Origin of the sequence: Microcoleus sp. FACHB-831 (assembly GCF_014695585.1) — a bacterium.
Classification (GTDB): domain Bacteria; phylum Cyanobacteriota; class Cyanobacteriia; order Cyanobacteriales; family FACHB-T130; genus FACHB-831.
Genome location: NZ_JACJON010000017.1, coordinates 21,407 through 46,149, shown reverse-complemented (window position 1 = coordinate 46,149; position 24,743 = coordinate 21,407). Strand labels below are relative to the sequence as shown.

The window sequence follows — 24,743 nt, the reverse complement described above, 5'->3', positions numbered from 1 at the left end:
ACCTACAACATCGTTGCAGCACACGGCTACTTCGGTCGCTTGATATTCCAATACGCTTCGTTCAACAACAGCCGTTCCTTGCACTTCTTCTTGGGTGCATGGCCAGTAATCGGTATCTGGTTTACTTCATTGGGCATCAGCACGATGGCGTTTAACCTCAACGGCTTCAACTTCAACCAGTCTGTCATCGACAGCACCGGTCGCGTTATCAACACTTGGGCTGACGTAATCAATCGCGCTAACTTGGGTATGGAAGTAATGCACGAGCGCAACGCTCACAACTTCCCTCTCGACTTGGCGTCGGGTGTTGCTGCTCCAGTTGCTCTTCAAGCTCCAGTTATCAATGGCTAATTGCTAGTTACTAGCTAAAAAAAGCGCTCCCTCGGGGGCGCTTTTTTATTGCTTAAATTTTGAACTTTTATACAACTATTTCCGCTTGTTATTTTAAAATTTGGGTGATAAAAGCTTAATTAAGCAAGCATTTTTGGATAGAGGAATAGAGAAGCGCGATCGCACTATTTAATCAGTTTTTTTGCAAGTGTGTATAATGCCACCAAGTTACCCAATTTTCGCTGCTGTTGGCAAGAAAACTAAATTGATCTACGCTTTTTGGATGACTTTCTTTTGCCGTTGGGCGCGTTTGAATTGGGCGATCGCTTGTGTGAATATCCACTGGCAGCAACTGGTGCGTCATAATCGCGAATTGTTGCCAGTTGTTGTTTAAGTTTTTTAGGCCAGATTTTCTGTTTGGCGGGAGGAAGATGCGATCGCATCTTCCTCGATTCAGTCCTAAATTCCTATAAAAAATTTTGAGAAATTGAGAAAAAACTTGCTTTTCAGGATACTCCACTCAGAGCGTTCAAGGGCTAGTCTGGAAAAGGGCGATCGCACCTATTTCCTCTGCCTCTGCACCCTCTGCCACTCTGCGGTTCGTTCAAATAACCGCAACCGGGGTTATTGCGCGATCGCCTCACATCCATACTGATCGATGGCGCTTAAAAGTTAAAATCAAAATCTCTAAGCTTTCTGCAATATTATGGGCAACACCTTCGGTCATCTGTTTCGCATCACCACATTTGGCGAATCTCACGGCGGCGGCGTCGGCGTCGTCATCGATGGTTGTCCGCCGCGACTAGAAATTTCTGCCGAAGAAATACAGAAGGAACTAGACCGCAGGCGTCCGGGACAAAGTAAAATCACCACACCCCGCAAAGAAGCAGACACCTGTGAAATACTCTCCGGTGTCTTTGAGGGCAAAACCTTGGGAACGCCTATCGCCATTCTGGTGCGGAACGAGGACACACGTTCCCAAGATTATGAGGCGCAGAAATATCGTCCTTCTCACGCCGATGCTACCTACGACGCCAAATATGGCATCCGTAACTGGCAGGGTGGGGGGCGCTCGTCAGCACGCGAGACAATAGGACGAGTCGCAGCAGGAGCGATCGCTAAAAAAATCCTCAAGCAATTTTCAGGTGTTGATATCGTCGCCTACGTCAAGCGCGTCAAAGACTTAGAAGGCATCGTAGATCCCAACACCGTCACCCTCGAACAAGTAGAAAGCAACATTGTCCGCTGTCCTGACGCAGACTGTGCCGAGCAGATGATAGAACTAATTGAGCAGGTGCGGAACATCGGTGACTCCATCGGCGGCGTCGTTGAATGCGTTGCCCGTCAAGTACCTAAAGGACTCGGTTCTCCAGTATTTGATAAGCTGGAAGCAGATCTGGCTAAGGGCGTCATGTCTTTACCAGCAACTAAAGGATTTGAAATTGGTTCGGGTTTTGCGGGTACCTTGCTTACTGGTAGCGAACACAACGATGAATTTTATACCGACGAGCGCGGTGAAATTCGCACCCAAACCAACCGTTCCGGCGGTATTCAGGGTGGCATCTCCAACGGCGAAAACATTATTATGCGAGTGGCTTTTAAACCTACTGCTACCATTCGCAAAGAACAACGCACTGTAACCCAAGAGGGAGAAGAAACTATACTGGCAGCTAAGGGTCGTCACGACCCTTGCGTTTTGCCTAGAGCAGTTCCTATGGTAGAAGCAATGGTCGCCTTAGTTTTGTGCGACCATTTGTTGCGCCATCAGGGGCAGTGTGGCACATATTTAGGCACTTAGGCTAGAAAAGATTCTGGATTGTCAATATTGCCTTAGTTCCTAGTTCCTACTACCTCTTTCTAGTCCCAGTCGCTAGTCCTAGTTACTAATTATGGAAACCATTCCTTCCTCTGATTTTTTTATCCAATTCTGGGGCGTCCGAGGCAGTATTCCTACCCCCGGTAAAGATACTGTACGCTACGGCGGCAATACATCCTGTATTGAGATGCACGTGGGTGGAAAACGCCTGATTTTTGATGGCGGCACAGGCTTGCGAGTATTAGGCAAAAGTTTGCTAAAACAGGGGCCTGTGGAAGCACATATGTTTTTTACCCACTACCACTGGGATCACATTCAAGGAGTGCCATTTTTTACCCCAGCCTTTAGGGAGGGTAATTGCTTCCACATTCACGGGGCGCTTCCCGCCGATGCTTCATCCATGAAACAGCATTTTTGCGAACGGGTGCTGCACTCCAATTCTCCCGTACCGCTTGAGGGGATGCATGCTGACCTGAATTTTTATGAGTTGATATGCGGCGAGACTTTCAAGCTGGATGATATCACGATTGAGACGCGCCCGCTCAACCATCCCAATGGAGCGATGGGCTATCGCGTGACGTGGCAGGGACATTCCGTTTTCTACTGTACTGATACAGAACATCTCCCGGATCGCCTTGATGAAAATGTGCTGCACTTAGCTCGTGAAGCCGAGGTACTCATCTATGATGCGATGTACACGGATGAAGAGTATAGCAATCCTAAATCGCCCAAGTACGGCTGGGGTCACTCGACGTGGCAGGAAGGCGTGAAAGTGGCGCAAGCTGCTGGGGTTAAGCGCCTTGCTGTCTTCCACCACGAGCCTAACCACAGCGATGACTTTCTAGACAACGTGGCTATTCAAGTCCAAGAAGCTTGCCCTGGTGCGTTCCTTGCCCATGAGGGGATGATTGTCTCGGTAGTCTAAAAGTAAAAAGGCAAAAGAAAAAGAACATACAAATTGTTTCTTTTGCCCGAAAAATGAAAAAGGCAAAAGAAACAATTTCTTTTGCCTTTTTCATTTTTCAGAATTTCTGCCCAACGTAAATCGAGCGCACTTCACCATTGCGTCGGATCATCGCTTCCTGGTTAGCGACGTTCACTAAAGCCCAGCCGCTAGAGCCAATGCCTTGACCTACCTGGATGCGTTGAGTCACGCCGCCGATGTCAAACAAGGCGGCAGAGTTATCGCCTAATTCCAGCAACCCCACAAGGGTGTGTTTGGTTTCTACGGCTGGATTAGAAGCCGCTGCCTGTTCAATCGTTTGTGAGGGGGAGGGGCGCGTTACAGGTGTTGCAACCGCTTTGGGAACGGCAGTTGGTCTAGGTGCTACAGCTACCGGGGCTGGGATAGCCTTGCCAGGTTTGGGCTGTAGGGGTTTAGGAGTAATTGATGCTGAGGCAACTAAGGAGCGTCGAGGACTTGGTGGGGCTGGAGGGCGTAGGGGGACGGTTGCTACTGGTGAACCTTGTGGGAGTGTTGCTGGTTTTGGTGGAGGTAGGGGGATGGCTTGTAAGGATCGCGGGGCGATCGCTGCTTGTAAGGATCGCGGGGCGATCGCTGCTTGTAAGGATCGCGGGGCGATCGCTGCTTGTAAGGCGCGTGGGGCGATCGCTGCTTGTAAGGCGCGTGGGGCGATCGCTGCTTGCGGCGATCTTTGAGGTTTTACTGCGGTTGGTACAGTGTATGGTTTTGCTACTTGTGGGACAGTATATGGTTTTGCTGCCTTTGGGGTCGGAGGAACAGAAAAATTAGGAGAAATATATCGCGTCTGGGGCGGTTGATAGACGGGGATGTATACTCTTTCTAGAACCGTTGGCCCTCCTCGGTTAGAGCCTTGAACAACGTTGTTGCTCGGAGTAGCAGGCAACGACGGCGAGGAAGCTGTTTGCGATTGTTGAGGTGTAGTCGCTTGCTTTTTGTTAACAGCCGCTTTGCGATCTATAACTTCGAGCGATCGCAGCATATAGTTAATAAACTGAGCATCAGCATTGTTTAACGGAGCATTAGTGGGCGTAGGCTTTGCCTCCGGCTTCAGCGAAGATAATAGCCCGTTAAACTTGCCTTGGCTAGCCAACCACAAAATTAAAGCCAGTATTACAGACCCCAAGGCGGCGAACAATAGCAGTTTATTAAAAGGCTTACCAGAACGGCGATTTTGGGGGTTAGGGGCGGCAGGGTTAGCAAGAGTGCTATCTTGTAATGTCGTCGGAACTGGTGAGGATGACCCTGCATCCCCCGGTACAGTTAGCTGTTCGTCTCGCGACATCACTGCCGGAGGCATAGAGATTTGCTGAACTTTGATAGGCTGCAAGGAGATAGGCTCAGACTTTGCAGTTTCAGGTTTTGCAGTTTCGGTAGGTAACTTGCTGCTGCCCTCCAGCATCCTATCGAGGTCTGAAAACAAATCATCCATCAAGTTGTTGGCATAGCTTTCAGCCGACCAAGGCTGAAGGGGAACTTGATCTGGTTGGGAATCTGAATTCCTGTGGTTAGTGTTTACATCCTGAGACATAGGTTGCTGGAGAGTGGCTACAAAACAACAATAATCTTTAAAGCTTTTGATTGCGCTCTAATCGTAATAAATTTCCCAATATTGGCACAAAATACAGCCGTGCCGATGTAGATGCTTCTGACTAAGTGTATAACTGCGAGCCTATTTTGTAGCTAGATTCTACACAGGGCAATTTTACCCTCGAACGCGGGCGATCGCGATCGCCTAGACTATTTTAAATTTTGGATTTTAGATTTTGCCCCAGAAACTTTTACCACCAAGCAGTTTCTGCAAATTTATCGGTTGCAACCATAAGCTGAAATGTTAAAACTATGGCTGTTCTGGATGCGGGCATAAATTAACCCTGCGTCAGCCTCCCCGCAGCACGGGAACGGCGCTACAAAAAAGTATTTTGTGGTATGCAGATGATAAATGTTGCGCGATCGCCCTCTACTCAACGACAACCGCGCGATTTATGCAAGTATGCTCTTTAGACAGATTGAACCGTAAGCGATTCTCCTGGGGAGACGCTACGCGATCGCACTTCCAAATAAACCAGCAAAGCATTAATATCTGCTGGATTAACACCCCCAGTCCGCGCCGCTTGTCCAATTGTTAGCGGTTTAACCTTAGCCAGTTTTTCCCGCGATTCCTTGGAAAGAGTCTCAATTTTGGCATAATCCAAATCGGACGGCAGTTTTCGGTGTTCGTGACGCGCAATCTGATCTATTTGGTGTTGCTGGCGTTGCAGATAACCAGAATACTTGAGTTCAATCTCTGCGCCTTCCCTCTCAGCCTGGTTTAGATCAGTAGTGGCTAATCCATAGCGGTCTAGGTCAACATAGTGGAATCCTGGACGACGCAACAGGTCAGCTAAAGTAATAGAGCCTTTAATAGCTTGCCCTGTGTCGGATGCGATCGCCTTCCCTACTTCCTCATTCTCCTTCACCCGCGTTGAGTACAACCGCTCTTTCTCCGCAGCAATATTAGCTTGCTTCTGTTGGTACAAATCCCAGCGGCGGTCATCAATTAAGCCTATTTCCCGACCCAGAGGCGTCAATCTCCGATCTGCGTTATCCGATCGCAGTATTAACCGATACTCAGAACGGCTCGTAAGCATCCGGTAAGGTTCGCGCAAATCTTTAGTACACAAGTCGTCTACCAGCGTACCGATGTAACTTTCTTCGCGGGGGAAGATAATCATATCGAGATTTTGAGAATACCTCGCCGCATTAATTCCAGCCACTATACCTTGAGCTGCCGCTTCTTCATACCCAGTAGTGCCGTTAACTTGACCAGCGCAGAACAACCCGTTAACCTTTTTAGTCATCAGCGTCGGATAACACTGAGTTGCGGGTAAATAATCATACTCCACCGCGTAAGCAGGTCGGAGCATTGTACAGTTTTCTAGACCGGGGAGACTACGCAACATCTGCAATTGCAAATTTTCTGGCAACCCAGTTGAAAACCCCTGGATATACAATTCTGGGATATCGCGACCTTCCGGTTCAATAAAAATCTGGTGCGATTCCTTATCGGCAAAGCGCACAATTTTGTCCTCAATGCTGGGACAATAGCGCGGCCCCTTAGCATCGACCCAACCGCCGTATACTGGCGACAGGTGCAGATTTTCCCGAATCAGGCGATGAGTTTCAGCCGTCGTCCGGGTGAGATAGCATGGCATTTGCTCGCGTTCCACCCAAACACTAGGGTCAAAGCTGAACCACCGCACCTCAGCATCACCCGGTTGGGGTTCTAAGTGAGTGTAGTCAACCGACCGCTTATCGACTCGTGCAGGGGTTCCAGTCTTTAGGCGTCCAGTTTCAAAGCCTAGCTTGTTGAGAGTTTCCGTCAAACCTACAGCAGCAAATTCCCCAGCACGTCCCGCTGACATGGACTTATTGCCTACCCAAATTTTACCGCCCAAGAAAGTACCAGTGGTCAGGACTACTGCTTTGCACTCGAAGGCGACGCCGAAGTAAGTTTCAACACCGATAACTTCATCATTAGCGCCCAAGACCAAATCTGTAACCATGCTTTCGCGGATTGTCAAGTTTTCCTGATTTTCGACAATCTGCTTCATCAGCGCCGCATATTCCCGCTTATCTGTTTGTGCGCGTAAAGCCCAAACTGCTGGCCCTCGTGAAGAGTTTAACACCCGCTTTTGTAAGTAGGTGCGATCGCTCATTTTGCCAATTTCTCCTCCCAGCGCATCTATTTCATGCGTTAATTGGGATTTAGCTGGCCCTCCCACTGCTGGATTGCAGGGTTGCCAAGCAATTTTATCAAGATTAAGTGTTAGTAGCAGAGTGCGACAGCCAAGCCGCGCTGTAGCGAGTGCGGCTTCGCATCCGGCGTGTCCTGCACCGACAACGACAACATCAAAAGCGTCTTGGAATTCTATTGGTGAATGCGGGGTCATGGTTCAACCGAAACAGCTGGGACGTATGTTCAATTTTAGCCCTTAGAATTGATTAACTAGAGGGGCTTCGTATGACAAAAGTAGATTTAGCCCAGGCTCAAGAGTTATTTTTAGGAGGGATTACCCGTGTTGGCGAGTCTGGGTAGCGGGTTGGAATTGAACAAGATGGTAAGCGAGTATCAGTTATTATTTTCTATGCAGAAATAGAGCATTTTGCAAAGTATTTAAATGCTTTATTTCTGCAATTATGCGTCGTGTTGTTGCTGAAAATGAGCGTGAGTTTGTCACGCTTGAGGAAGTTATAGAGGTTTACAATAAATTGCACAGCACAGGCTTTACTATAGATAGCATTCTTAATCAGTGAACGTTACGCCTTACGACTCAATAAATCTCCCCAGAAGAGTTATACATTTATACCCCAAGTAAGTCAAACAAGTTGATAAAAAATATTTTCTCTTCAAGGAAACCCCAGACCTCAAAAGTAGGAACTATTGGCTATTTGGGCTGGTATCCCGTCAATCGGGGACAGTATCTAATTTTCTCCCCGATTGATTTTAGGATAGGTAAGCGTAATTATAATGAGTTTTATGAAAACCTGTTACTGAAGTACAGTACTTATACGGTATTGCTTAAATAAACCACCGTGCTTAAATTTAAATATCAAATACTTATTACGAGCTTAACTTCTCTACCATTTTTGTAGCCTTAGAGCTACCAGAGCGAGAAATGGATTATAGGTTACAGTTTTGTTCGGGTAAGAAGTTATCTACATCAGAGAGTTAAGCACGAAATTATGAAACACATTTTATTTTTATTAACTACTGTCGCGGCTATTTCTGTCCCCGCGATCGCTAAAGCTGATTTTTTACAGGTTGAAGATAGTGGCGGTAACATTCAAGTTACCAACATCTTTAATAAACCTATATATGTAAATGATATTGTTTTATTAGAGCAAACTGTGAATGATTTTGGTGCGCCAACAGGTATTGGCAACGAATTCACTCTTAGCATTGAAAGTGTTTTGGCTCCAATGGAAAGTAAAATTGTATACCCTCGCAGGACTGTAGCGGCTACTACTCAATTTGTTTTATGGAGAAATAGACAAGCTATTTATCGAGAAGGTGTCCGAGTTTGTTTTAAAAATGCCTATAATAATTATGTTTATACGAGTCGCAATGGTCAAGGTGAGTGCAGTAAGCTCAAGTAAGCAACATTATAAAAACTAAAATTAAAATAGTTATATAAAAATGACTAGGGCGCTATCTCTCCATTTGGGTAAGGATATGAATATAGTCAAAATCGCTTCCTGACAATATCTTTTTAAAGGAGCGATCGCTATTTTTTTAAAGATAAATATACTGGTGTAATCGTGGAATAATGGCTGAGCCAGACGCAGATTTGCTCCAATAATAACTAACTCAAAAAGGAAAGTATATCTCTAACTAAGAATCGGCTGTACTTAAAATCGAGTTTCCTGAATGTCAGGCGATCGCACAGTATATACTAACCGAATATCGCCCCCACTTGTAGAAAGAAGATGAAGCTTAAAGGGGTGAAATAATGAAAAAAATACTAAGGTGCGATCGCTGCGCTTCCATATCTGGTTCAATCTTTTTATCTTAATGCCAAATATGGCTGCACCCTAGTCCTGAAAATACAAAGGAAAATCTAAGCAGTTAAACTTCCTTTTCTTTTCATCTTGCGCTTCAGAGAGGAAACTGCACCCAAAGCACAAATAGTAAATAGACTGCTAGTAGCTGTTGGCTCAGGTACAGAAACTGGGTTGTTGGTTTGCTCCTCTGTTGGCTCTAGATCCTCTTCAGTGTTGGTGGATTCACCTGTCACCGCCAATGAGTATATGTCTGTACTTATTTCGCTTACTATTGCCTCACCATACTCCGGATCGAAGCTTTCTTGCATATAAGTTACCGAGCCACCAAGAAAGCTCTCTGTTAAAGTAGCGATCGCTACGGTATCAGGTGTCACAACACCATCAAAATTAAAAGTCCACCTTCCAAGCGTCGTAGGGAAGTTCATTACCCACTGCGTTGTCTCATCAGAATAATTTGATAAAAAAGAGTAGGGCGTTTGATACTCCGCGCCATTCCACGTAAACGTCGAAATTGAACTAAGTGAATATTCCCCCAAATTCTGATTATTTGTAGTCATCAGATCGGAGTCTAATTTAAAACTACCATTGCCCGCGTAGGAACTAAAGCCAACATTTACCACAATCGCCTTAGCCGGAGATAGACTTACCGCCAGCGTCGCCAGGAATGTAGCTCCTACTGCAATTATTTTGGTAATCTTTCTTGCCATGCTTACCTCCATAAGTTTTTATTAAAAGGTTTTCTATTACACCACTTGCTAGGAATTTATTATTGTTGACCCCTCTGTGCAAATAGTAATTTTATGTCTATAAAATAGCAATAGTCTTTACCTAAATTTAACCAAGCAGCCTAATACGAGGCTTGAGTAACCAGCATCACATAATGGCGCTTTATCCCACCTCAAAAAGATGTAACTTCGCCTTATGGTCAAAATAATTGCAAAAAAAACGCCTTTTCAATTTTGATGAATGGGGTAATATAGTTTGGGTAGCATAAGAATTTACCCTATTGCAGCCTAGCCCGAAGGTCAGTTTTAGCAAAATAATCTTTGCAGTTTCTGGACTAGGCATTTAAAAAAACTATGCCATACTAAAATTTTAAATAAGGTTAGCGAATAATAACAATCACTTGCAAGGCAATAATTTTAATTTTTAGGCAATAAGATAATAAAAAAATATTTTTATATCCAAGATTTAATAAAATAAGGTAAAAATGTAGCTAGTAGATTGTATAAAATAAATTTGTTTGTTTCGACGCGCTTTTTGCTCGAAATAGCTATCCTTGCTATGCACTCAATAGCGTCAGCAGTCATTAATTACTACTTATGGTCGCAACGCTTCAGATATGCCCCACTTTTAGAGTTGGTGCATATCTGAAGCGCCGCTCATACCCCAGGCGTCCCTTGAGGGATAATATAGCCAATCTCGTACCACGCGATCGCCCAGGGAGGGGCTAAAAATTTTCTGCTTGTGGGATGGTAATATTTCCCATATACGCTTATGGGCAAGAGTAGGGCCAGCCTTGTCAATATAGGTGAGAAATTTAGGTAGTTATTGGTAAACGCAGCCGATTTTATCTTGATCGATTTAAAGAAGGGGCATTCCCGTGCTAATTCTGGAAACAGCAAGTTCTAAGTCTAGTGGCAAGAGTTGTCTGTGAAGTATTTCTTCTTATCTGATGGATGGAGTGTTGGCAGAGTGTGGGAGTTCGGCGGCTTGTGGAACGAGAATGCTTGGCGACGCAAACCCGACATTTTGCAGATGAACCTTTGCATCTTCGAGCAAGGTGAAAAATTATGGCTGTATAAGGTCGAAGAAGCCGTTTTAATGGTCGAAGTAAAGCCTACAGGTGATGCACTAACCGATCTTGCAGCTAATACCATTGGTCAAGTCGTGCTAAAACGGCTTATCAGTGCTGAAGATGCCATCGAGCGATTAAGTACAGCAGGTGCTAACTTGGGGTAGCACATGGAGGCATTGGTGCAGCAGCGATCGCTCTTGACTCCTCATCCCTCCACTAGGGACCTTAAGAGCTGACAACAAGCAATCGTCAAAGATTAGTGGAAACTATGAGAATACTGCAATCTTACTTGACGATCCGCAATATAATTTAGAACAATACTCAGAAGTAGTATCTGCCTACCGACCTAAATAGTTGAAAAGTCTTGTCTTGTGCCTGCATAGGGGGACGCTGATACAGACCAGTTGTTTAAGTTGGCTAGGTTTCGATAACTCCTGACAACCTAAAAAGTCAGAAACTATTGAGTACCCCGGACAAGGGAGAATGGCGACGCTTGTAAAGAAAAGACTTAAATACCCCCGATGAGGCGACTTATTCAGGGTCAGTAAGATCTTTACAAGCACGGAACCCTGGCGGTGACGCTAGGACTCCCATCCTTGTCAGAGGAGTGAGGAAATGTCAAACTTCTTTAAACACTCTCATTTTTCTTGACTGAGACGTTAGAGCAGTAGACTCTAGCAATTAAAGAAAAGACCGAGCATAGGCGTCAAAGTAGACATCACTAATCGAGGAGGAGCGTAGTCAATGGGACTACCCTGGTACCGAGTACATACAGTCGTCCTGAATGACCCAGGCAGATTAATTGCTGTACACCTAATGCATACTGCCCTAGTGGCAGGCTGGGCTGGTTCAATGGCCCTTTACGAACTAGCAATTTTTGATCCCAGCGATGCCGTATTGAACCCAATGTGGCGTCAGGGAATGTTTGTCATGCCCTTCATGGCACGATTGGGCGTTACCCAATCGTGGGGTGGTTGGAGCATTACTGGAGGCCCAGCAACCAATCCTGGTGTCTGGTCTTTTGAAGGTGTTGCTGCCGCTCATATCATCCTTTCAGGTTTGTTATTCCTGGCTGCCTGCTGGCACTGGGTTTACTGGGATCTAGAACTCTTCAGAGATCCTCGCACCGGAGAACCTGCACTAGACCTGCCAAAGATGTTTGGCATTCACCTGTTCTTGTCTGGTCTTCTCTGTTTTGGATTCGGTGCATTTCACCTATCGGGCCTATTTGGCCCTGGAATGTGGGTTTCTGACCCCTACGGTTTAACTGGCAGCGTCCAAGCCGTCGCGCCAGAGTGGGGGCCAGATGGGTTTAACCCGTACAATCCTGGCGGTATTGTGGCTCACCATATTGCTGCTGGTATTGTTGGCATCATCGCTGGTTTATTTCACCTGACGGTTCGGCCACCAGAGCGGCTCTACAAAGCGCTGCGGATGGGTAATATTGAAACCGTACTTTCTAGCAGTATTGCAGCAGTATTTTTTGCTGCCTTCGTTGTTGCAGGTACGATGTGGTACGGCAGCGCCGCCACCCCCATAGAACTGTATGGCCCGACGCGCTATCAGTGGGATAGCGGTTACTTCCAGCAGGAAATTAGCCGTCGCGTCGAAACTAGCGTAGCTGAAGGACAAAGCGTTGAACAAGCTTGGGAAGCAATTCCTGAAAAGCTAGCTTTCTACGACTATGTTGGTAACAGCCCCGCTAAGGGCGGTTTGTTCCGTACAGGCCCTATGAACAAGGGCGATGGTATTGCTCAGGGTTGGCTAGGCCATCCGATATTCAAGGATGCTGAAGGTCGGGAATTAACGGTGCGCCGTCTCCCCAACTTCTTTGAAACATTCCCAGTCATCTTGACTGATAAAGATGGTGTGGTTCGCGCTGATATTCCGTTCCGTCGCGCAGAATCCAAGTACAGCTTTGAACAAGCAGGTGTCACGGCTACCTTAGCGGGTGGCGCGCTCAACGGTCAAACATTTAACGATCCAGCTAAAGTCAAGCAGTTTGCTCGCAAGGCTCAACTGGGTGAAGTGTTTGCATTTGACCGCGAAACTTTGAAGTCTGACGGGGTGTTCCGCACCAGCACGCGCGGTTGGTTCACCTTCGGACACGCTGTATTTGCCCTTCTGTTCTTCTTCGGTCACATCTGGCACGGTTCTCGGACTCTGTTCCGCGATGTCTTTGCTGGTGTTGAGGAAGACATGGAAGAGCAGGTCGAATGGGGTCTGTTCCAGAAAGTGGGTGACAAGAGCACTCGTAGTAAGGAAGCAGTCTAGAAAGGTAAAAGAATTCCTAGTCTCAGACAGGGAACGAGGTCAAAAGGCAAAAGAAAAGGAATCTTCTCTTTTGCCTTTTACCTCTTACATTTTGCCTTTAGAGGTAAACTGGTAGTTAAGCGAACAATCAGGAATTTTAAATATGGAAGCCATTGCTTACATCTTGATTTTGACCCTAGCGGTGGGAACGCTATTCTTTGCGATCGCATTTCGCGAACCCCCCCGCATCGAGAAGAAGTAGCGAAGACAAGCTTCGCTATAAGTTAGAAGCTCCTTGTCAACGCGATCGCCCTTCGATGCGATCGCTACAAATCAATAGAATTTTAAATGCCCAGAGCCGCAAGGTTCTCTCCGCTCTTCCTAACGGTCGGCGGATAGATAAAATCGGCTCTGCATTTTCGCATTTATGTACAACATTGTAGAGACAAGGGCGAGAGTTGTATGTCCGAAAGACACGCAACGACCCTAGATAAGCTTCGCGATCGCGTCTCTACATATCATCGGATTTGCCGAGAAAGAGTCCACCCAGCAGCAGAGGCTTCGAGCGTGCGATGTCCCTATTGCCAGCATACCGATAGCCGCGTTCTTGAGTCCCGTTCAACTGAAGCAGGGCAAAGTATTCGGCGTCGCCGCGAGTGTTTGCAGTGCAAACATCGATTCACTACCTACGAACGCATTGAATTTGTTCCCGTTACCGTCATCAAGCGCGACGATCGTCGGGAATCTTTTGACAGCTCAAAATTACTGCGCGGAATAATTCATGCCTGCGAAAAAACAGGCATTCCCCAAGTGCGTCTAGAAGCACTGGTTGATGAAATTGAAGCAGAATTGCAGCAGCGAAGTGTTCGCGAAGTCACCAGCAACGAAATTGGCGAATTGGTACTCCATCATCTGCAAGGTCTTAGCGAAGTCGCATACGTCCGCTTTGCCTCAGTTTATAGACAATTCCAAGGCATCCGCGATTTTGTGGAAACATTAGATCGCCTGAAAAGCCACACGAGTGAAATTGATGCAGAATGCGTTGATAAATCATCTTCATCCCAGGCGATAGAAGAGGAAGCATCCGCATCTTTGATGACTCAATCTTAATTTGTTTGGTAATAATATTCTTGACAAAAATGCTATGGTCTGAGTTAGAGATGCGGTAGTTAAGCCGAACATTTTTGAACTCTAAAACATATAGCTTTAATCCCGGCGATATTGTAGTTGGGACGGTGTTTAGACTGGAGCCGACGGGCGCTCTAATTGATATTGGTGTCGAAACTGCTGCTTATATTCCGCTGCGGGAGATGTCAATCGCCGAAATTGACAGTCCAGAGGACGTATTGCAGTTAAATGAAACCCGCGAATTCTTGATTGTGGTTGAGTACGATCGAGAAGGGAATCCCATACTTTGCCTTTCCATCCGACGCCTTGAGCAAAAGCTAGCTTGGGAACGAGTACGTCAGCTGCAAGCAGAAGATATCACCCTGTACGCTAAGGTTTGGCGAATCGAGCGAGGTGGATTAATAGTAAGGGTTGAAGGGTTGAGCGGCTTTGTTCCCTATTACCGCATCAGCATCAGTGAAGCCAAAGAAGAGTTACTTGGAGTTGAACTCCCTCTAAAGTTCGTTATGGTGTATGAAGACCGTAATCGTCTGGTACTCAGCCATAGTCAGGCGTTGGGCGATCGCGATCCGCTCTACCAGCTAAAAGTGGGTCAAGTTGTGTGCGGTACAGTAGCGGGTATCAAACCCTACGGTGCATTTATTGATATTGGAGGCATCCTCGCCCTGCTACAGGTGGATCAAATATCACACGCCCACTTTGATACGCCTCACAGCATTTTCAAGGTAAATGATGAAGTGAAGGCGGCGATCGTTTGGATAGATGTGGAGCGGCGTCGCATCTTCCTCTCAACAAAGGCACTGGAACCAGAACCGGGTGATATGCTGAGAAATCCTCAGATTGTTTATCAAAAAGCTGAGGAAATGGCTGCTAAGTACCTAGAGCAGCTGAACAACCATCAGAATCAAGGTACTGAAGTGGTGTCTAATTGAGTGTTTGCCTGATAACGCGGGGCTAACAAGGAATTTAGATAGGCTATAATAGCAAGTCTGGACTCTGACTCATCGCTTTTCAATCTCCTAAAATAGGGATGAACAGAGGAATGTAGGTGTAAGCTGCTCAAAGCAGGCGTGTACATCGACAGGAGGCACATTCACTACGGAGATAACCACTAGGAATCAATTCGCATGGTCAATCAGAAAACAACCGCTACAGAAATAGGCTTTAGTCTCGACGATTTTGCGGCCCTACTCGACAAGTATGACTACCACTTTAGCCCCGGCGATATAGTAGCCGGAACCGTGTTCAGCATCGAGCCAAGGGGTGCTCTGATTGACATTGGTGCTAAAACTGCCGCTTATATTCCTATTCAGGAGATGTCAATCAACAGAGTTGACAGCCCTGATGAAGTATTACAGTCGAACGAGACACGGGAATTTTTTATTCTGACCGATGAGAATGAAGATGGACAGCTGACGCTTTCCATCCGTCGCATCGAATATATGAGAGCTTGGGAGCGGGTGCGCCAGCTGCAAGCCGAAGACGCAACGGTGCGATCGCAAGTGTTCGCTACCAATCGCGGCGGCGCACTGGTACGCATTGAAGGATTGCGCGGATTTATACCGGGTTCTCACATCAGTACCCGCAAACCCAAGGAAGATTTAGTAGGCGAAGAACTACCACTAAAATTCCTAGAGGTAGACGAAGACAGAAACCGTCTGGTTCTCAGCCATCGTCGGGCGCTGGTTGAGCGTAAGATGAACCGTCTGGAAGTAGGCGAGGTGGTGATTGGTGCCGTTCGCGGTATCAAGCCATACGGTGCTTTCATCGATATTGGCGGTGTCAGCGGTCTGCTGCACATCTCGGAAATTTCCCACGACCACATCGATACACCCCACAGCGTTTTCAATGTCAATGATGAAGTGAAAGTGATGATCATTGACTTAGACGCTGAGAGAGGTAGGATTTCGCTGTCAACTAAGCAGCTAGAGCCAGAACCCGGAGACATGATCAAGAACCGCGATCGCGTCTACGATAAGGCAGAAGAAATGGCTGCTAAGTACCGCGAGAAAATGCGGGCACAACAGCAAGGCATTCCTCCTGCTAGCATAACCCTTCCCGTCGATGATGCCCCAGAGGCAATAGAGGTTGCAGAAGAAGATATCGAAATACCTGAAGATCTAGAGCTGCCCTCCGCTACTGAAGACGAATAGATTTATATTGTCGGTGTTTTGTAAACAATGATAGGAAGAGGGAACCACCCTCTTTTTTTTATTGCTGCATGGGATGGGAGTCGGAAGCTGCAATTCCTCGCGTCTCTCAGTTACTTTTGTTTAATGTGGAGCTGAAAAAGTTGGTAACTATTCGTTGTCGGGAATTTACGTTCCCAAATATCCAAGCAGTGATTTTTGATAAAGACGGTACGCTGGAAGATTCTGAGGATTACATAAGAAACATAGGACAAAAGCGATCGCGCATAATCGATGCCCAAATTCCGGGAATAGGCGACCCACTGTTAATGGCTTTTGGGATTAATGAAGGTAAACTCGACCCCACTGGGTTATTGGCTGTTGGCAGTCGTCGGGAGTGTGAGATTGCCGCCGCTGCTTATATTGCCGAAACTGGTAGAGGATGGTTGGAATCGCTGGCGATCGCGCGTCGCGCTTTTGAAGAAGCCGATCTCGTTATGCAAAAATTTACCCCTTCTCCCCTATTTGTTGGCAGTCTGGAAGTGCTGAAATTCCTCTCAGACGCCGGGTTGAAATTAGGCATTCTCTCAGCATCTAATACTTCGCGAGTGCAAGCTTTTGTCAAACACCATGAATTAAGCGATTACATCCAGTTGCAGATGGGAGTAGATGAAGGTATTAGTAAGCCAGATCCGGCATTATTTTTGCAAGCTTGTCAGAGATTGGGAGTAGAACCGAATGCGACGCTAATGGTGGGGGATTCGGCGGGTGATATTCAGATGGCGCGTAATGCGGGTGCAGCTGGGTGTATTGGTATTTGTTGGGGGAAACCGCAAGCAGCGCATTTAAAGTCGGCAGATGTAGCGATCGCTCAACTCGATGAAATCCAAATCGATAAATAAGGTTTATTTTTTATTTTTCCTCGCTTGTTGCTATCAAGTTGGTGAGAAAGTAAAGTAGGCAATATTACTGTTAATAGCAGTATAATTGATACCTTGGCTGCTAGTCTAAATGCTAGATCTAAATCGGGCAAGCGGGGCGCGATCGCTCTTGATGTTGGTACTCTTATTAACGCTGGGGCAATATTAATTCCAGTGCTAACAAAGTTAACTTTTTTGGCAGTAAATATAGCCTTACTAGCAACACCAAATATCTTAGTTAGGAACACGAACAGATAAGAATAGGTCAAGTTGCTTATTCGGGTTTACAACTAAATGAGCAGCCTGCTGTCCTTGTCCTAGTAGAAAAATCCCCTATCCCTGTGCATATCAAAGCTAAGCGAGATAAAAACTGGTAGCGATCGCTTACCACTTCGCTACCGCGCCCCCTCAAATGCCGATGCTGAGTTTTATATGCAGAGTAATTCGCATTAGGGCGGTAATCTCAAGGGTAGCAATGCTATGATTGCAGGTTACATTAGCTCAATCAATCCCGAATAGTTGGTTAGCCTAGCCATCACTTCCAGGAGGAATTGCCCTTTGTCTCGTCGCTACCTGTTTACCTCAGAGTCCGTTACCGAAGGACATCCAGATAAAATCTGCGATCAGATTTCCGACACTATTTTAGATACGCTACTCAGCCAAGACCCCCGCAGCCGAGTCGCCGCCGAAGTTGTCGTCAACACTGGCTTGGTGCTGATCACTGGTGAAATTACCACAAAAGCCCAGGTCAATTACGTTGATTTGGCTAGGAAGAAGATTGCTGAAATTGGCTACACCGATTCAGAAAATGGCTTTTCTGCGAATAGCTGTTCGATCTTAGTTGCTCTAGACGCACAATCTCCTGATATTGCCCAAGGAGTCAACAGCGCACAGGAAATTAGGGAACAGACGAGCGAAGAGAGCTTCGACTCAATCGGTGCGGGCGATCAAGGCTTGATGTTCGGTTTTGCTTGCAACGAAACCCCAGAACTCATGCCCTTGCCTATTAGTCTCGCTCACAAAATTGCCCGTAGATTGGCAGCCGTGCGAAAAACAGGGGAGTTGCCTTACCTGCGTCCTGATGGCAAAACTCAAGTTACGGTTATTTATGAAGACGGCAAACCCGTTGGCATAGATACTATCCTAGTTTCCACTCAGCACACTGCCACAATTGGCGACATCACAGATCAAGCTGCCGTCCAAGCGAAAATTCAAGAAGACCTGTGGGCCGCAGTCGTACAACCAGTTTTTGCAGACTGTGCTATCAAGCCTGATGCAGAAACCCGCTTTCTTGTCAACCCAACTGGTAAATTTGTTATCGGTGGTCCCCAAGGGGATTCCGGTCTGACTGGTCGCAAAATTATTGTGGATACTTACGGTGGATATTCCCGTCACGGGGGCGGCGCGTTCTCTGGTAAAGACCCCACAAAAGTAGACCGCAGTGCAGCTTATGCTTGTCGCTACGTGGCTAAAAATATTGTGGCAGCAGGTCTAGCTGAAAAGTGCGAAGTCCAGCTAAGTTATGCAATTGGGGTCGCTCGCCCTGTTAGCATCTTGGTGGAAACATTCGGCACTGGCAAAGTAGATGATGAGCGGTTGCTAGAGTTGGTGAAACAGCATTTTGAGCTGCGTCCGGCTGGGATAATAGAGGCTTTTAATTTACAGCGTCTACCAGGAGAACGAGGAGGGCGTTTCTACCAAGATGTAGCAGCTTACGGCCATTTGGGACGTACAGATCTAGACTTGCCTTGGGAGCAGACTGACAAGGCAGTTTTGTTGAAGGAAGCGCTTTCGCAGACGCTTTCAGTTGCAAAGGGATAAGACAGTAAGTAGGGCGGGCACTGCCCGCCCTACTTATAGGTAGGCGATCGCGTAATCTCCAAAAAAGCGATGCAGGCATGGAAAGAACGGGCTAGGCAACTCAAAAAAGAAATATACGCCCTTTACTTTGCATATAAAGATCCGAGAGTGCCCCTATATGCGAAAGTTTTGGCGGCTATAGTTGTTGGTTATGCCCTCAGTCCGATTGATTTAATTCCAGATTTTATTCCCGTTCTGGGTTATCTGGATGACTTGATATTAGTGCCATTGGGAATAATGTTAGTTTTGCGGATCATTCCTCAAAACGTGATGGTAGAGTGTCAGGAAAAAGCGGAAACAGCGATCGCGCAGGGTCAAAGTAAACCTACTAATTGGGTAGCTGCTAGTCTGATTGCTTGCACCTGGCTTGTTTTTGGATTGGCGATCGCGTTTTTTATCAAAAAACTCATCGAAGGCTGACTTGGATTTTGGATTAACTTAGATTAGAAGCTAATAGGTGGGCGTTGCCCACCTTAGTGCTCTAGTATTTAATTTGCAAAGTAACGAAAGCTTCAATCTCCCGTTCGCCACCTACAACAGGTGTATCGCGCATACTCTGCTTACTAGCAAAGTTTTCAGCAGCAATAGCTGGCATAGGTATCGGCTGTGGAGGATTGACTGCATTAAGTTGAATGTTGACAATCTCGCGATTGCGGAGATTTAAGGCACCCAAAACCGCATCGGCTTGTTTGGTGGCATCTTCAACAGCGTTTTTGAGAGCTTGTTTTTGAGCGATCGCGATCGCTTCATCTGAGGCGACAAAGCTAAGTCCGTCAATCCTAGTTGCTCCCGCTTTAATCGCTTCATCCAGCAATGTCCCGGTTTTCTCGGTAGGAACCCTAAATTTGACGATGTTGCTGCCAGAATATCCCACTAAAGTCTGCCTGCCATCTTTATAACTATAGTCGGGGTTGAGGTTAATCCCAGCGGTTTCGAGTTTTTCTACTTCCTTGCGCGATTTCAGTAGTTCCACAACCGCAGACGACTTCTGCGCTACCTGTTGTTGCACCTCAGCAGAAGTTTTACCCTGCACCTGAACGCCCAGATTCACTTGCGTCATGGTTGTGGGGATATTGACTTTTCCTTTACCGGGAACCGTGAGAGTTCGCACTAATTTTTCTTGATTAATCGGAACTGATTGGCAAGCCGTGAGACCGAATAAACCAACGACTAAAGACAATATTTTCAAGCGATTCCAGGTATTTAAGCTAGAACTAGACAAAAGATTCCGAGTCATATGGGGAAAGCACATTTAATAGCCTATTCCCAATGTGGCATCGCCAGAGGTAGCCATTGGCTAGTGTTACGTTTTTGGAAACTTAACGAGTTAAGCGCTATCTTATTTAAGACACTCGGATTTAGCGAGCTTGATTTAGTTTTCCAGGGTTAAATCAATCGGTGCTAGGATTAGGCATAAACACCATACAACTTAGAACTTGTGCGGAAAATCACAGATCTGAGAAAAGTGGGGTTGAGTGTTGATCGGCACTTGATGCGATCTCAGTAGCTAGGCTGATGCGATCGCTATTTCGCAGGAGGGCAAGGAGTTTCGACACGATGCAACCTCAAGAATCAACCTCTGCTGACGGCAACACAAAGAGCAAAAAAGTTTTACCGACTCAACCTTCGTCTACCAGCCGAGATCTAAAAGCTCTCACCTATAAAAGGCTCAAAGTCAGTTCGTGGCGCATTCACCAAAAAATAGGCTACGGGTATTTCTTGGCAATTGGGATTGGCTTTTTAGGATCGCTTACTGGGCTGGTAATTGCAGACTACTACCAGGGTAGGGGAGTAGAGCAACTAAATGATGCCCACATACAAGCACAACTGTTGGGGAATTTTAAGGATGCGGTAGTAGGCGCGCAGTTATACGGCTCTCACCTAGCTTCTGTAGTAGACGATCGGCAATGGCTGCGGACAGAAAAAGCCCAGTTTCGTGAGAGTATTGCCCGGAGTAAGAAACTGGGCCTTGAAATTGAACGCTTCATAGATAGCAATCCCGCTTGGTTAGCCGCAGACCCAGGCAGTATAAAGGGTTTATTGCAGGCTTACGCGGCTAGCTTAGAATTATACGCAAAGCAAATCGAGTCAACCTTGCAGCAACTCGACGCAGCGCAAGTCCAGCCAGAGTTAGTTGAGTCAGTACGACGACAACTACTGATCCTGGTGCGTGGGGAGGAAGCGATTAAACTAGAGCAGCTGCGGGCAAAATTGGCCACCATCCTTGACATTGCTCAAAAGCAGGAGCAGCAAGGGGGAGAAGTGATGGAGGATGCACAAGGACTTGAGAAGTTAATTATTATCCTAAGTATGTGTATGTCGGTAGCGATTGCTGGTAGTGTGGCGCTGCGTACCACTAGGGCGATCGCTGAGCCTGTGGTAAATGTAACTCAGGTTGCCAAGCAAGTAGCTAGGCAGTCAAACTTCGATCTGCGCGTCCCCATCACAACCTCGGATGAAATTGGGTCGTTAGCTAGGTCCCTCAATCATCTCATCGAGCGGGTAGCCCAGCGTACCCAAGAACTGCAACACGCTAAAGAATTAGCTGAAGCCGCAAACTTGGCAAAGAGCCAGTTTCTGGCTAATATCAGCCACGAGCTGCGTACACCGTTGAATGCAATCATTAACTTTAGCCAACTCCTCGAAGAAGACGCCCAGGAGCTAAACATAGACGATGAGGATTTTATTACAGATCTCCAGTCAATCAATGCTGCTGGCAAGCATCTGCTGGCGCTGATTAACGACATCCTCGACTTATCGAAGATTGAAGCGGGTAAGATGACTCTCTACCCCGAAACGTTTGATATTAAGACGCTAATTAATAGCGTTGTCGCTACGGTAAAGCCGTTGGTGGAGAAGAACCGAAATATTTTAGAGGTTAATTTTGACGACCGACTCGATATCATGCACGCCGATCAAACTAAGGTGCGACAGGTGCTTTTTAACTTGTTGAGCAATGCCGCTAAGTTTACCAAACAAGGGCGGGTGACGCTGAAAGTTACTCGCGAGCAAAGCGATGTTGTATTCCCGTTAGATTTTGGAATGGAGGCTGGCGATCGCGGATCGGATGTTGTGGGGATTGACGAACACTCTAAAAATTTAATACACAAAATTGCTTTAGCGAAGCGGCGATTCGCACAGCATCACGAACTAGGTGCGGAATCCTCAAACCAAAAATCGTTTGAGTGGGTTTGCTTCCGCGTGCAAGATACAGGGATTGGTATGTCTGATGACCAACAGCAGCGGTTGTTTCAAGCGTTCATGCAAGGGGATGCCTCAACCACCAAAAAGTACGGTGGGACGGGATTGGGGTTGGCGATCAGCCGCCATTTCTGCCAAATGATGGGCGGTGATATTGTTGTAGAAAGTAAGCTCGGACATGGGTCTATTTTCACAGCCCGCCTACCCGTTACCTCATAAAGAACCAGTCGCTGCACCTTACTGAGCGGCTGGATGCGCTCAAATGGGATAAGATAGGCTTTCGCACTGAACGCTCTTCTAAGTAGATGCTGCGGGAGCCTCAACACAAAGCAGCCCTGCTATCGGAAAGGCTGTTGCCCTAAAATGAGCGGATTCCACCAGTCAAGCCATGACTCAAACCACTGACTTCCTCAGCCACCTCAACCCCAGTCAACGCAAAGCCGTAGAACATTACTGCGGCGCCTTGTTAGTCGTAGCTGGCGCGGGTTCCGGCAAAACACGAGCGCTCACCTATCGCATTGCCAATCTCATCCTCAAGCACGCCGTAGATCCCGAAAATATCCTGGCGGTGACTTTTACTAATAAAGCCGCACGGGAGATGAAAGAACGAATTAAGAAACTATTTGCCCAACAAGTGGCTAGGGAAGACTACGGTAAGCCTCTTGAGGCATTGGTAGCTGAGGATAAAACAAAACTAGAATCGCAAGTTTACAGAAGTTATATCAAAGATTTGTGGATTGGCACGTTCCACAGTCTTTGCGCTCGTATCCTCAGATTTGATATCGAGAAATATCAAGACGAAAAAGGACGCAGTTGGAATAAAAATTTTTCGATATTTGACGAATCTGACGTTCAAAGCGTTATCAAAGAAATTGTCACAAAACAGTTAAATCTGGATGACAAAAAATTTGAACCTCGTGCCGTCCGTTCGGCGATCAGTAACGCCAAAAACCAGGGATTTTCACCCCAAGACTTCGAGAACGATCAACCTAATTTTCGGGGTAAAACCATTGCCCAAGTTTACAATATATATCAGACTAGGCTAGCAGAAAATAACGCCTTAGATTTTGACGATCTTATTCTGGTTCCCGTGCGATTGTTTCAACAAAACGAGAAGGTGTTGGGTTACTGGCATCGAAGATTTCATCATATTTTGGCAGATGAATATCAAGATACTAATAGGATTCAGTACGATCTCATACGTTTGTTGACTACAAATGGAGAAACGAAAAAGAGCAACTGGGATTGGAGCGATCGCTCTATTTTTGTAGTCGGAGATGTAGATCAGTCTATTTACAGTTTCCGGGGTGCAGACTATACCGTTTTGTTAGAATTTCAAGAAGATTTTGGCGACGGTTTGCAAGATGAAGATACCCGCACGATGGTGAAGCTAGAAGAAAACTATCGCTCTAGGGAAAATATTCTGCAAGCTGCTAACCATCTGATTGAAAATAATACACAGCGCATTGAGAAAATCCTTAAAGCAACGCGGGGAATAGGGGAACACATTTATTGTTTCAAAGCAGACGACGAGACACATGAAGCGGATTTTGTGGTAAAGCAAATCCGTAACATGATTCGTCAAAATCCAGAATTAGATTTGGGTAGTTTTGCCATACTTTACCGCATGAACGCCCAATCTCGCCCGCTTGAAGAATTGATGGTGAGGTGGGGAATTACTTACCAGATGGTTGGGGGTTTGAAGTTTTACGATCGCAAGGAAATTAAAGACGCGATCGCCTACCTGCGACTTATCGTTAATCCGTCTGACTCACTTAGTCTCAAACGGGTGATAAATACTCCCCGTCGCGGCATTGGCGATACTACAGTAGATCGTTTGGAAACTGCGGCGCAAGAATTGAATGTCCCCCTATGGGAAATTATCAGCGATGAAACTTCAGTTAATAGCCTCGCCGGACGTACTGCAAAACCGATTATGCAGTTTGTGCAGGTAATTCGCACTGCACAACAGCAAATGGAAACTATCCCACCATCGCAAATTGTCGAACAGGTGATGGAAGATTCTGGTTATATCAAAGACTTGGAAAAGCAGGGGACAGATGAAGCGGAAAATCGCCTAGCAAACATCCAAGAACTTTATAATGCCGTGCGGCAATTTGAAGAAGAACATGAAGAACCCACCCTAGAAAATTTTCTAGGACAAGCTTCTTTAGCCTCGGATTTGGATAACTTAGAAGAGGGAGAAAAAGCAGTTTCGCTGATGACTTTGCACTCTGCGAAAGGTCTGGAGTTTCCTATAGTATTCTTGGTGGGTTTAGAGCAAGGATTGTTGCCACACAGCCGCAGTTTAGACAATCCGGCAGGATTGGAAGAAGAACGGCGCCTTTGTTACGTTGGCATTACCCGCGCTCAAGAACAATTGTTTATTAGCCATGCTGCTTCGCGTCGCCTGTGGGGGAACCGAGAACCAGCCATACGTTCTCAGTTTCTTAAGGAGTTACCAGCAGAATTAATAAGATCTAATGCTGGAAATAATAATTATACCGATAGGACAGTTGCAGCATCACAATCTGAGCAACCACCGACTAGGAAAACCAGCAGTAGCCGCACGGTTAGCGCACCAAAACAAGATTGGAAAGTGGGCGATCGCGTCCTTCACCCAAGTTTTGGTATCGGTAATATAACCCACATTTTGGGATCGGGGAATAAAATTACTGTTGCTATCAAATTCCCCGGTATCGGTCAAAAGATTATTGACCCCAAAATTGCTCAACTGCGACGAGTTGATTAGCTAAATAACTGAGGTAGCAGCCCTCTATAT

Annotated in this window: 19 protein-coding genes and 2 pseudogenes; 17 read left to right on the top strand and 4 right to left on the bottom strand. The window is 46.3% G+C overall.

Features of this window, described 5'->3' with window-relative positions:
- The 5 genes and pseudogenes from H6F77_RS02170 to H6F77_RS02150 form a co-directional block, all read left to right on the top strand.
- A pseudogene (locus H6F77_RS02170) lies at positions 1-351 on the top strand (photosystem II q(b) protein); the annotation flags it as partial.
- Between the two features lie 196 nt (positions 352-547).
- Positions 548-724 carry a hypothetical protein gene (locus H6F77_RS02165; RefSeq protein ID WP_190484910.1) on the top strand — a complete coding sequence of 59 codons (177 nt, stop codon included), beginning with the start codon at positions 548-550 and terminating at the stop codon, positions 722-724.
- Positions 725-829: 105 nt separating this feature from the next.
- Entirely contained in the window at positions 830-985 is a 156-nt protein-coding gene (locus H6F77_RS02160) for a hypothetical protein (protein WP_190484908.1), read from the top strand.
- Between the two features lie 51 nt (positions 986-1,036).
- Positions 1,037-2,128: a chorismate synthase gene (gene aroC, locus H6F77_RS02155; protein ID WP_190484906.1), complete on the top strand. Its 1,092-nt coding sequence runs from the start codon at positions 1,037-1,039 to the stop codon at positions 2,126-2,128.
- A gap of 91 nt (positions 2,129-2,219) precedes the next feature.
- Entirely contained in the window at positions 2,220-3,071 is an 852-nt protein-coding gene (locus H6F77_RS02150) for an MBL fold metallo-hydrolase (RefSeq protein ID WP_190484904.1), read from the top strand.
- Between the two features lie 97 nt (positions 3,072-3,168).
- Here H6F77_RS02150 and H6F77_RS02145 read toward each other — a convergent pair whose 3' ends face one another.
- Entirely contained in the window at positions 3,169-4,659 is a 1,491-nt protein-coding gene (locus tag H6F77_RS02145; RefSeq protein WP_190484903.1) for a hypothetical protein, read from the bottom strand.
- A gap of 469 nt (positions 4,660-5,128) precedes the next feature.
- Positions 5,129-7,060: a tRNA uridine-5-carboxymethylaminomethyl(34) synthesis enzyme MnmG gene (gene mnmG, locus H6F77_RS02140; protein WP_190484900.1), complete on the bottom strand. Its 1,932-nt coding sequence runs from the start codon at positions 7,058-7,060 to the stop codon at positions 5,129-5,131.
- 793 nt (positions 7,061-7,853) lie between these two features.
- Between mnmG and H6F77_RS02135 the strand changes: the two genes are divergently transcribed.
- Positions 7,854-8,267, top strand: a complete 414-nt coding sequence (locus H6F77_RS02135) for a hypothetical protein (protein WP_190484898.1) — start codon at positions 7,854-7,856, stop codon at positions 8,265-8,267.
- Between the two features lie 461 nt (positions 8,268-8,728).
- On the opposite strand, the gene H6F77_RS02130 is transcribed toward H6F77_RS02135, so the two are convergent.
- The gene (locus H6F77_RS02130; RefSeq protein ID WP_190484896.1) at positions 8,729-9,379 is read right to left on the bottom strand and encodes a hypothetical protein; all 651 of its coding nucleotides are present in this window, start codon (positions 9,377-9,379) and stop codon (positions 8,729-8,731) included.
- A 946-nt stretch (positions 9,380-10,325) separates the two neighbouring features.
- Here H6F77_RS02130 and H6F77_RS02125 point away from each other — a divergent pair.
- The 9 genes and pseudogenes from H6F77_RS02125 to H6F77_RS28805 form a co-directional block, all read left to right on the top strand.
- Positions 10,326-10,634, top strand: coding sequence for a hypothetical protein (locus H6F77_RS02125; RefSeq protein ID WP_190484894.1), 309 nt, complete (start codon positions 10,326-10,328; stop codon positions 10,632-10,634).
- 580 nt (positions 10,635-11,214) lie between these two features.
- Complete coding sequence (gene psbB, locus H6F77_RS02120) at positions 11,215-12,744, top strand: photosystem II chlorophyll-binding protein CP47 (RefSeq protein WP_190484893.1); 1,530 nt, start codon at positions 11,215-11,217, stop codon at positions 12,742-12,744.
- Positions 12,745-12,886: 142 nt separating this feature from the next.
- The gene (locus H6F77_RS02115) at positions 12,887-12,985 is read left to right on the top strand and encodes a photosystem II reaction center protein T (protein ID WP_190484891.1); all 99 of its coding nucleotides are present in this window, start codon (positions 12,887-12,889) and stop codon (positions 12,983-12,985) included.
- Positions 12,986-13,290: 305 nt separating this feature from the next.
- Positions 13,291-13,833 carry a transcriptional regulator NrdR gene (nrdR, locus tag H6F77_RS02110; protein WP_190484916.1) on the top strand — a complete coding sequence of 181 codons (543 nt, stop codon included), beginning with the start codon at positions 13,291-13,293 and terminating at the stop codon, positions 13,831-13,833.
- A 74-nt stretch (positions 13,834-13,907) separates the two neighbouring features.
- Positions 13,908-14,783 carry a S1 RNA-binding domain-containing protein gene (locus H6F77_RS02105; protein ID WP_190484889.1) on the top strand — a complete coding sequence of 292 codons (876 nt, stop codon included), beginning with the start codon at positions 13,908-13,910 and terminating at the stop codon, positions 14,781-14,783.
- A gap of 195 nt (positions 14,784-14,978) precedes the next feature.
- Positions 14,979-16,004, top strand: coding sequence for a 30S ribosomal protein S1 (locus tag H6F77_RS02100; protein ID WP_190484887.1), 1,026 nt, complete (start codon positions 14,979-14,981; stop codon positions 16,002-16,004).
- A gap of 140 nt (positions 16,005-16,144) precedes the next feature.
- Complete coding sequence (locus H6F77_RS02095) at positions 16,145-16,882, top strand: HAD family hydrolase (protein ID WP_190484914.1); 738 nt, start codon at positions 16,145-16,147, stop codon at positions 16,880-16,882.
- A gap of 576 nt (positions 16,883-17,458) precedes the next feature.
- Complete coding sequence (metK, locus tag H6F77_RS02090; RefSeq protein ID WP_190484886.1) at positions 17,459-18,721, top strand: methionine adenosyltransferase; 1,263 nt, start codon at positions 17,459-17,461, stop codon at positions 18,719-18,721.
- Positions 18,722-18,850: 129 nt separating this feature from the next.
- Positions 18,851-19,040 (top strand): annotated as a pseudogene (locus H6F77_RS28805) (YkvA family protein); the annotation flags it as partial.
- Positions 19,041-19,241: 201 nt separating this feature from the next.
- Here the strand turns inward: H6F77_RS28805 and H6F77_RS02080 are convergent.
- The gene (locus H6F77_RS02080) at positions 19,242-19,997 is read right to left on the bottom strand and encodes an SIMPL domain-containing protein (protein ID WP_190484882.1); all 756 of its coding nucleotides are present in this window, start codon (positions 19,995-19,997) and stop codon (positions 19,242-19,244) included.
- Positions 19,998-20,317: 320 nt separating this feature from the next.
- Here H6F77_RS02080 and H6F77_RS02075 point away from each other — a divergent pair, with 320 nt between their 5' ends.
- Both H6F77_RS02075 and pcrA read left to right on the top strand, forming a co-directional pair.
- Positions 20,318-22,180 carry a sensor histidine kinase gene (locus H6F77_RS02075; protein WP_190484880.1) on the top strand — a complete coding sequence of 621 codons (1,863 nt, stop codon included), beginning with the start codon at positions 20,318-20,320 and terminating at the stop codon, positions 22,178-22,180.
- Between the two features lie 169 nt (positions 22,181-22,349).
- Complete coding sequence (gene pcrA / locus H6F77_RS02070; protein WP_190484878.1) at positions 22,350-24,713, top strand: DNA helicase PcrA; 2,364 nt, start codon at positions 22,350-22,352, stop codon at positions 24,711-24,713.
- Positions 24,714-24,743: the final 30 nt, after the last annotated feature.

Excerpts from the sequence above, each read along its gene's own strand:
- H6F77_RS02165 (WP_190484910.1), top strand. The coding sequence starts at position 548 with ATGCCACCAAGTTACCCAATTTTCGCTGCTGTTGGCAAGAAAACTAAA.
- aroC (WP_190484906.1), top strand. The coding sequence starts at position 1,037 with ATGGGCAACACCTTCGGTCATCTGTTTCGCATCACCACATTTGGCGAA.
- H6F77_RS02150 (WP_190484904.1), top strand. The coding sequence starts at position 2,220 with ATGGAAACCATTCCTTCCTCTGATTTTTTTATCCAATTCTGGGGCGTC.
- H6F77_RS02145 (WP_190484903.1), bottom strand. The coding sequence starts at position 4,659 with ATGTCTCAGGATGTAAACACTAACCACAGGAATTCAGATTCCCAACCA.
- mnmG (WP_190484900.1), bottom strand. The coding sequence starts at position 7,060 with ATGACCCCGCATTCACCAATAGAATTCCAAGACGCTTTTGATGTTGTC.
- H6F77_RS02135 (WP_190484898.1), top strand. The coding sequence starts at position 7,854 with ATGAAACACATTTTATTTTTATTAACTACTGTCGCGGCTATTTCTGTC.
- H6F77_RS02130 (WP_190484896.1), bottom strand. The coding sequence starts at position 9,379 with ATGGCAAGAAAGATTACCAAAATAATTGCAGTAGGAGCTACATTCCTG.
- psbB (WP_190484893.1), top strand. The coding sequence starts at position 11,215 with ATGGGACTACCCTGGTACCGAGTACATACAGTCGTCCTGAATGACCCA.
- H6F77_RS02115 (WP_190484891.1), top strand. The coding sequence starts at position 12,887 with ATGGAAGCCATTGCTTACATCTTGATTTTGACCCTAGCGGTGGGAACG.
- H6F77_RS02100 (WP_190484887.1), top strand. The coding sequence starts at position 14,979 with ATGGTCAATCAGAAAACAACCGCTACAGAAATAGGCTTTAGTCTCGAC.
- H6F77_RS02080 (WP_190484882.1), bottom strand. The coding sequence starts at position 19,997 with ATGACTCGGAATCTTTTGTCTAGTTCTAGCTTAAATACCTGGAATCGC.
- H6F77_RS02075 (WP_190484880.1), top strand. The coding sequence starts at position 20,318 with ATGCAACCTCAAGAATCAACCTCTGCTGACGGCAACACAAAGAGCAAA.
- pcrA (WP_190484878.1), top strand. The coding sequence starts at position 22,350 with ATGACTCAAACCACTGACTTCCTCAGCCACCTCAACCCCAGTCAACGC.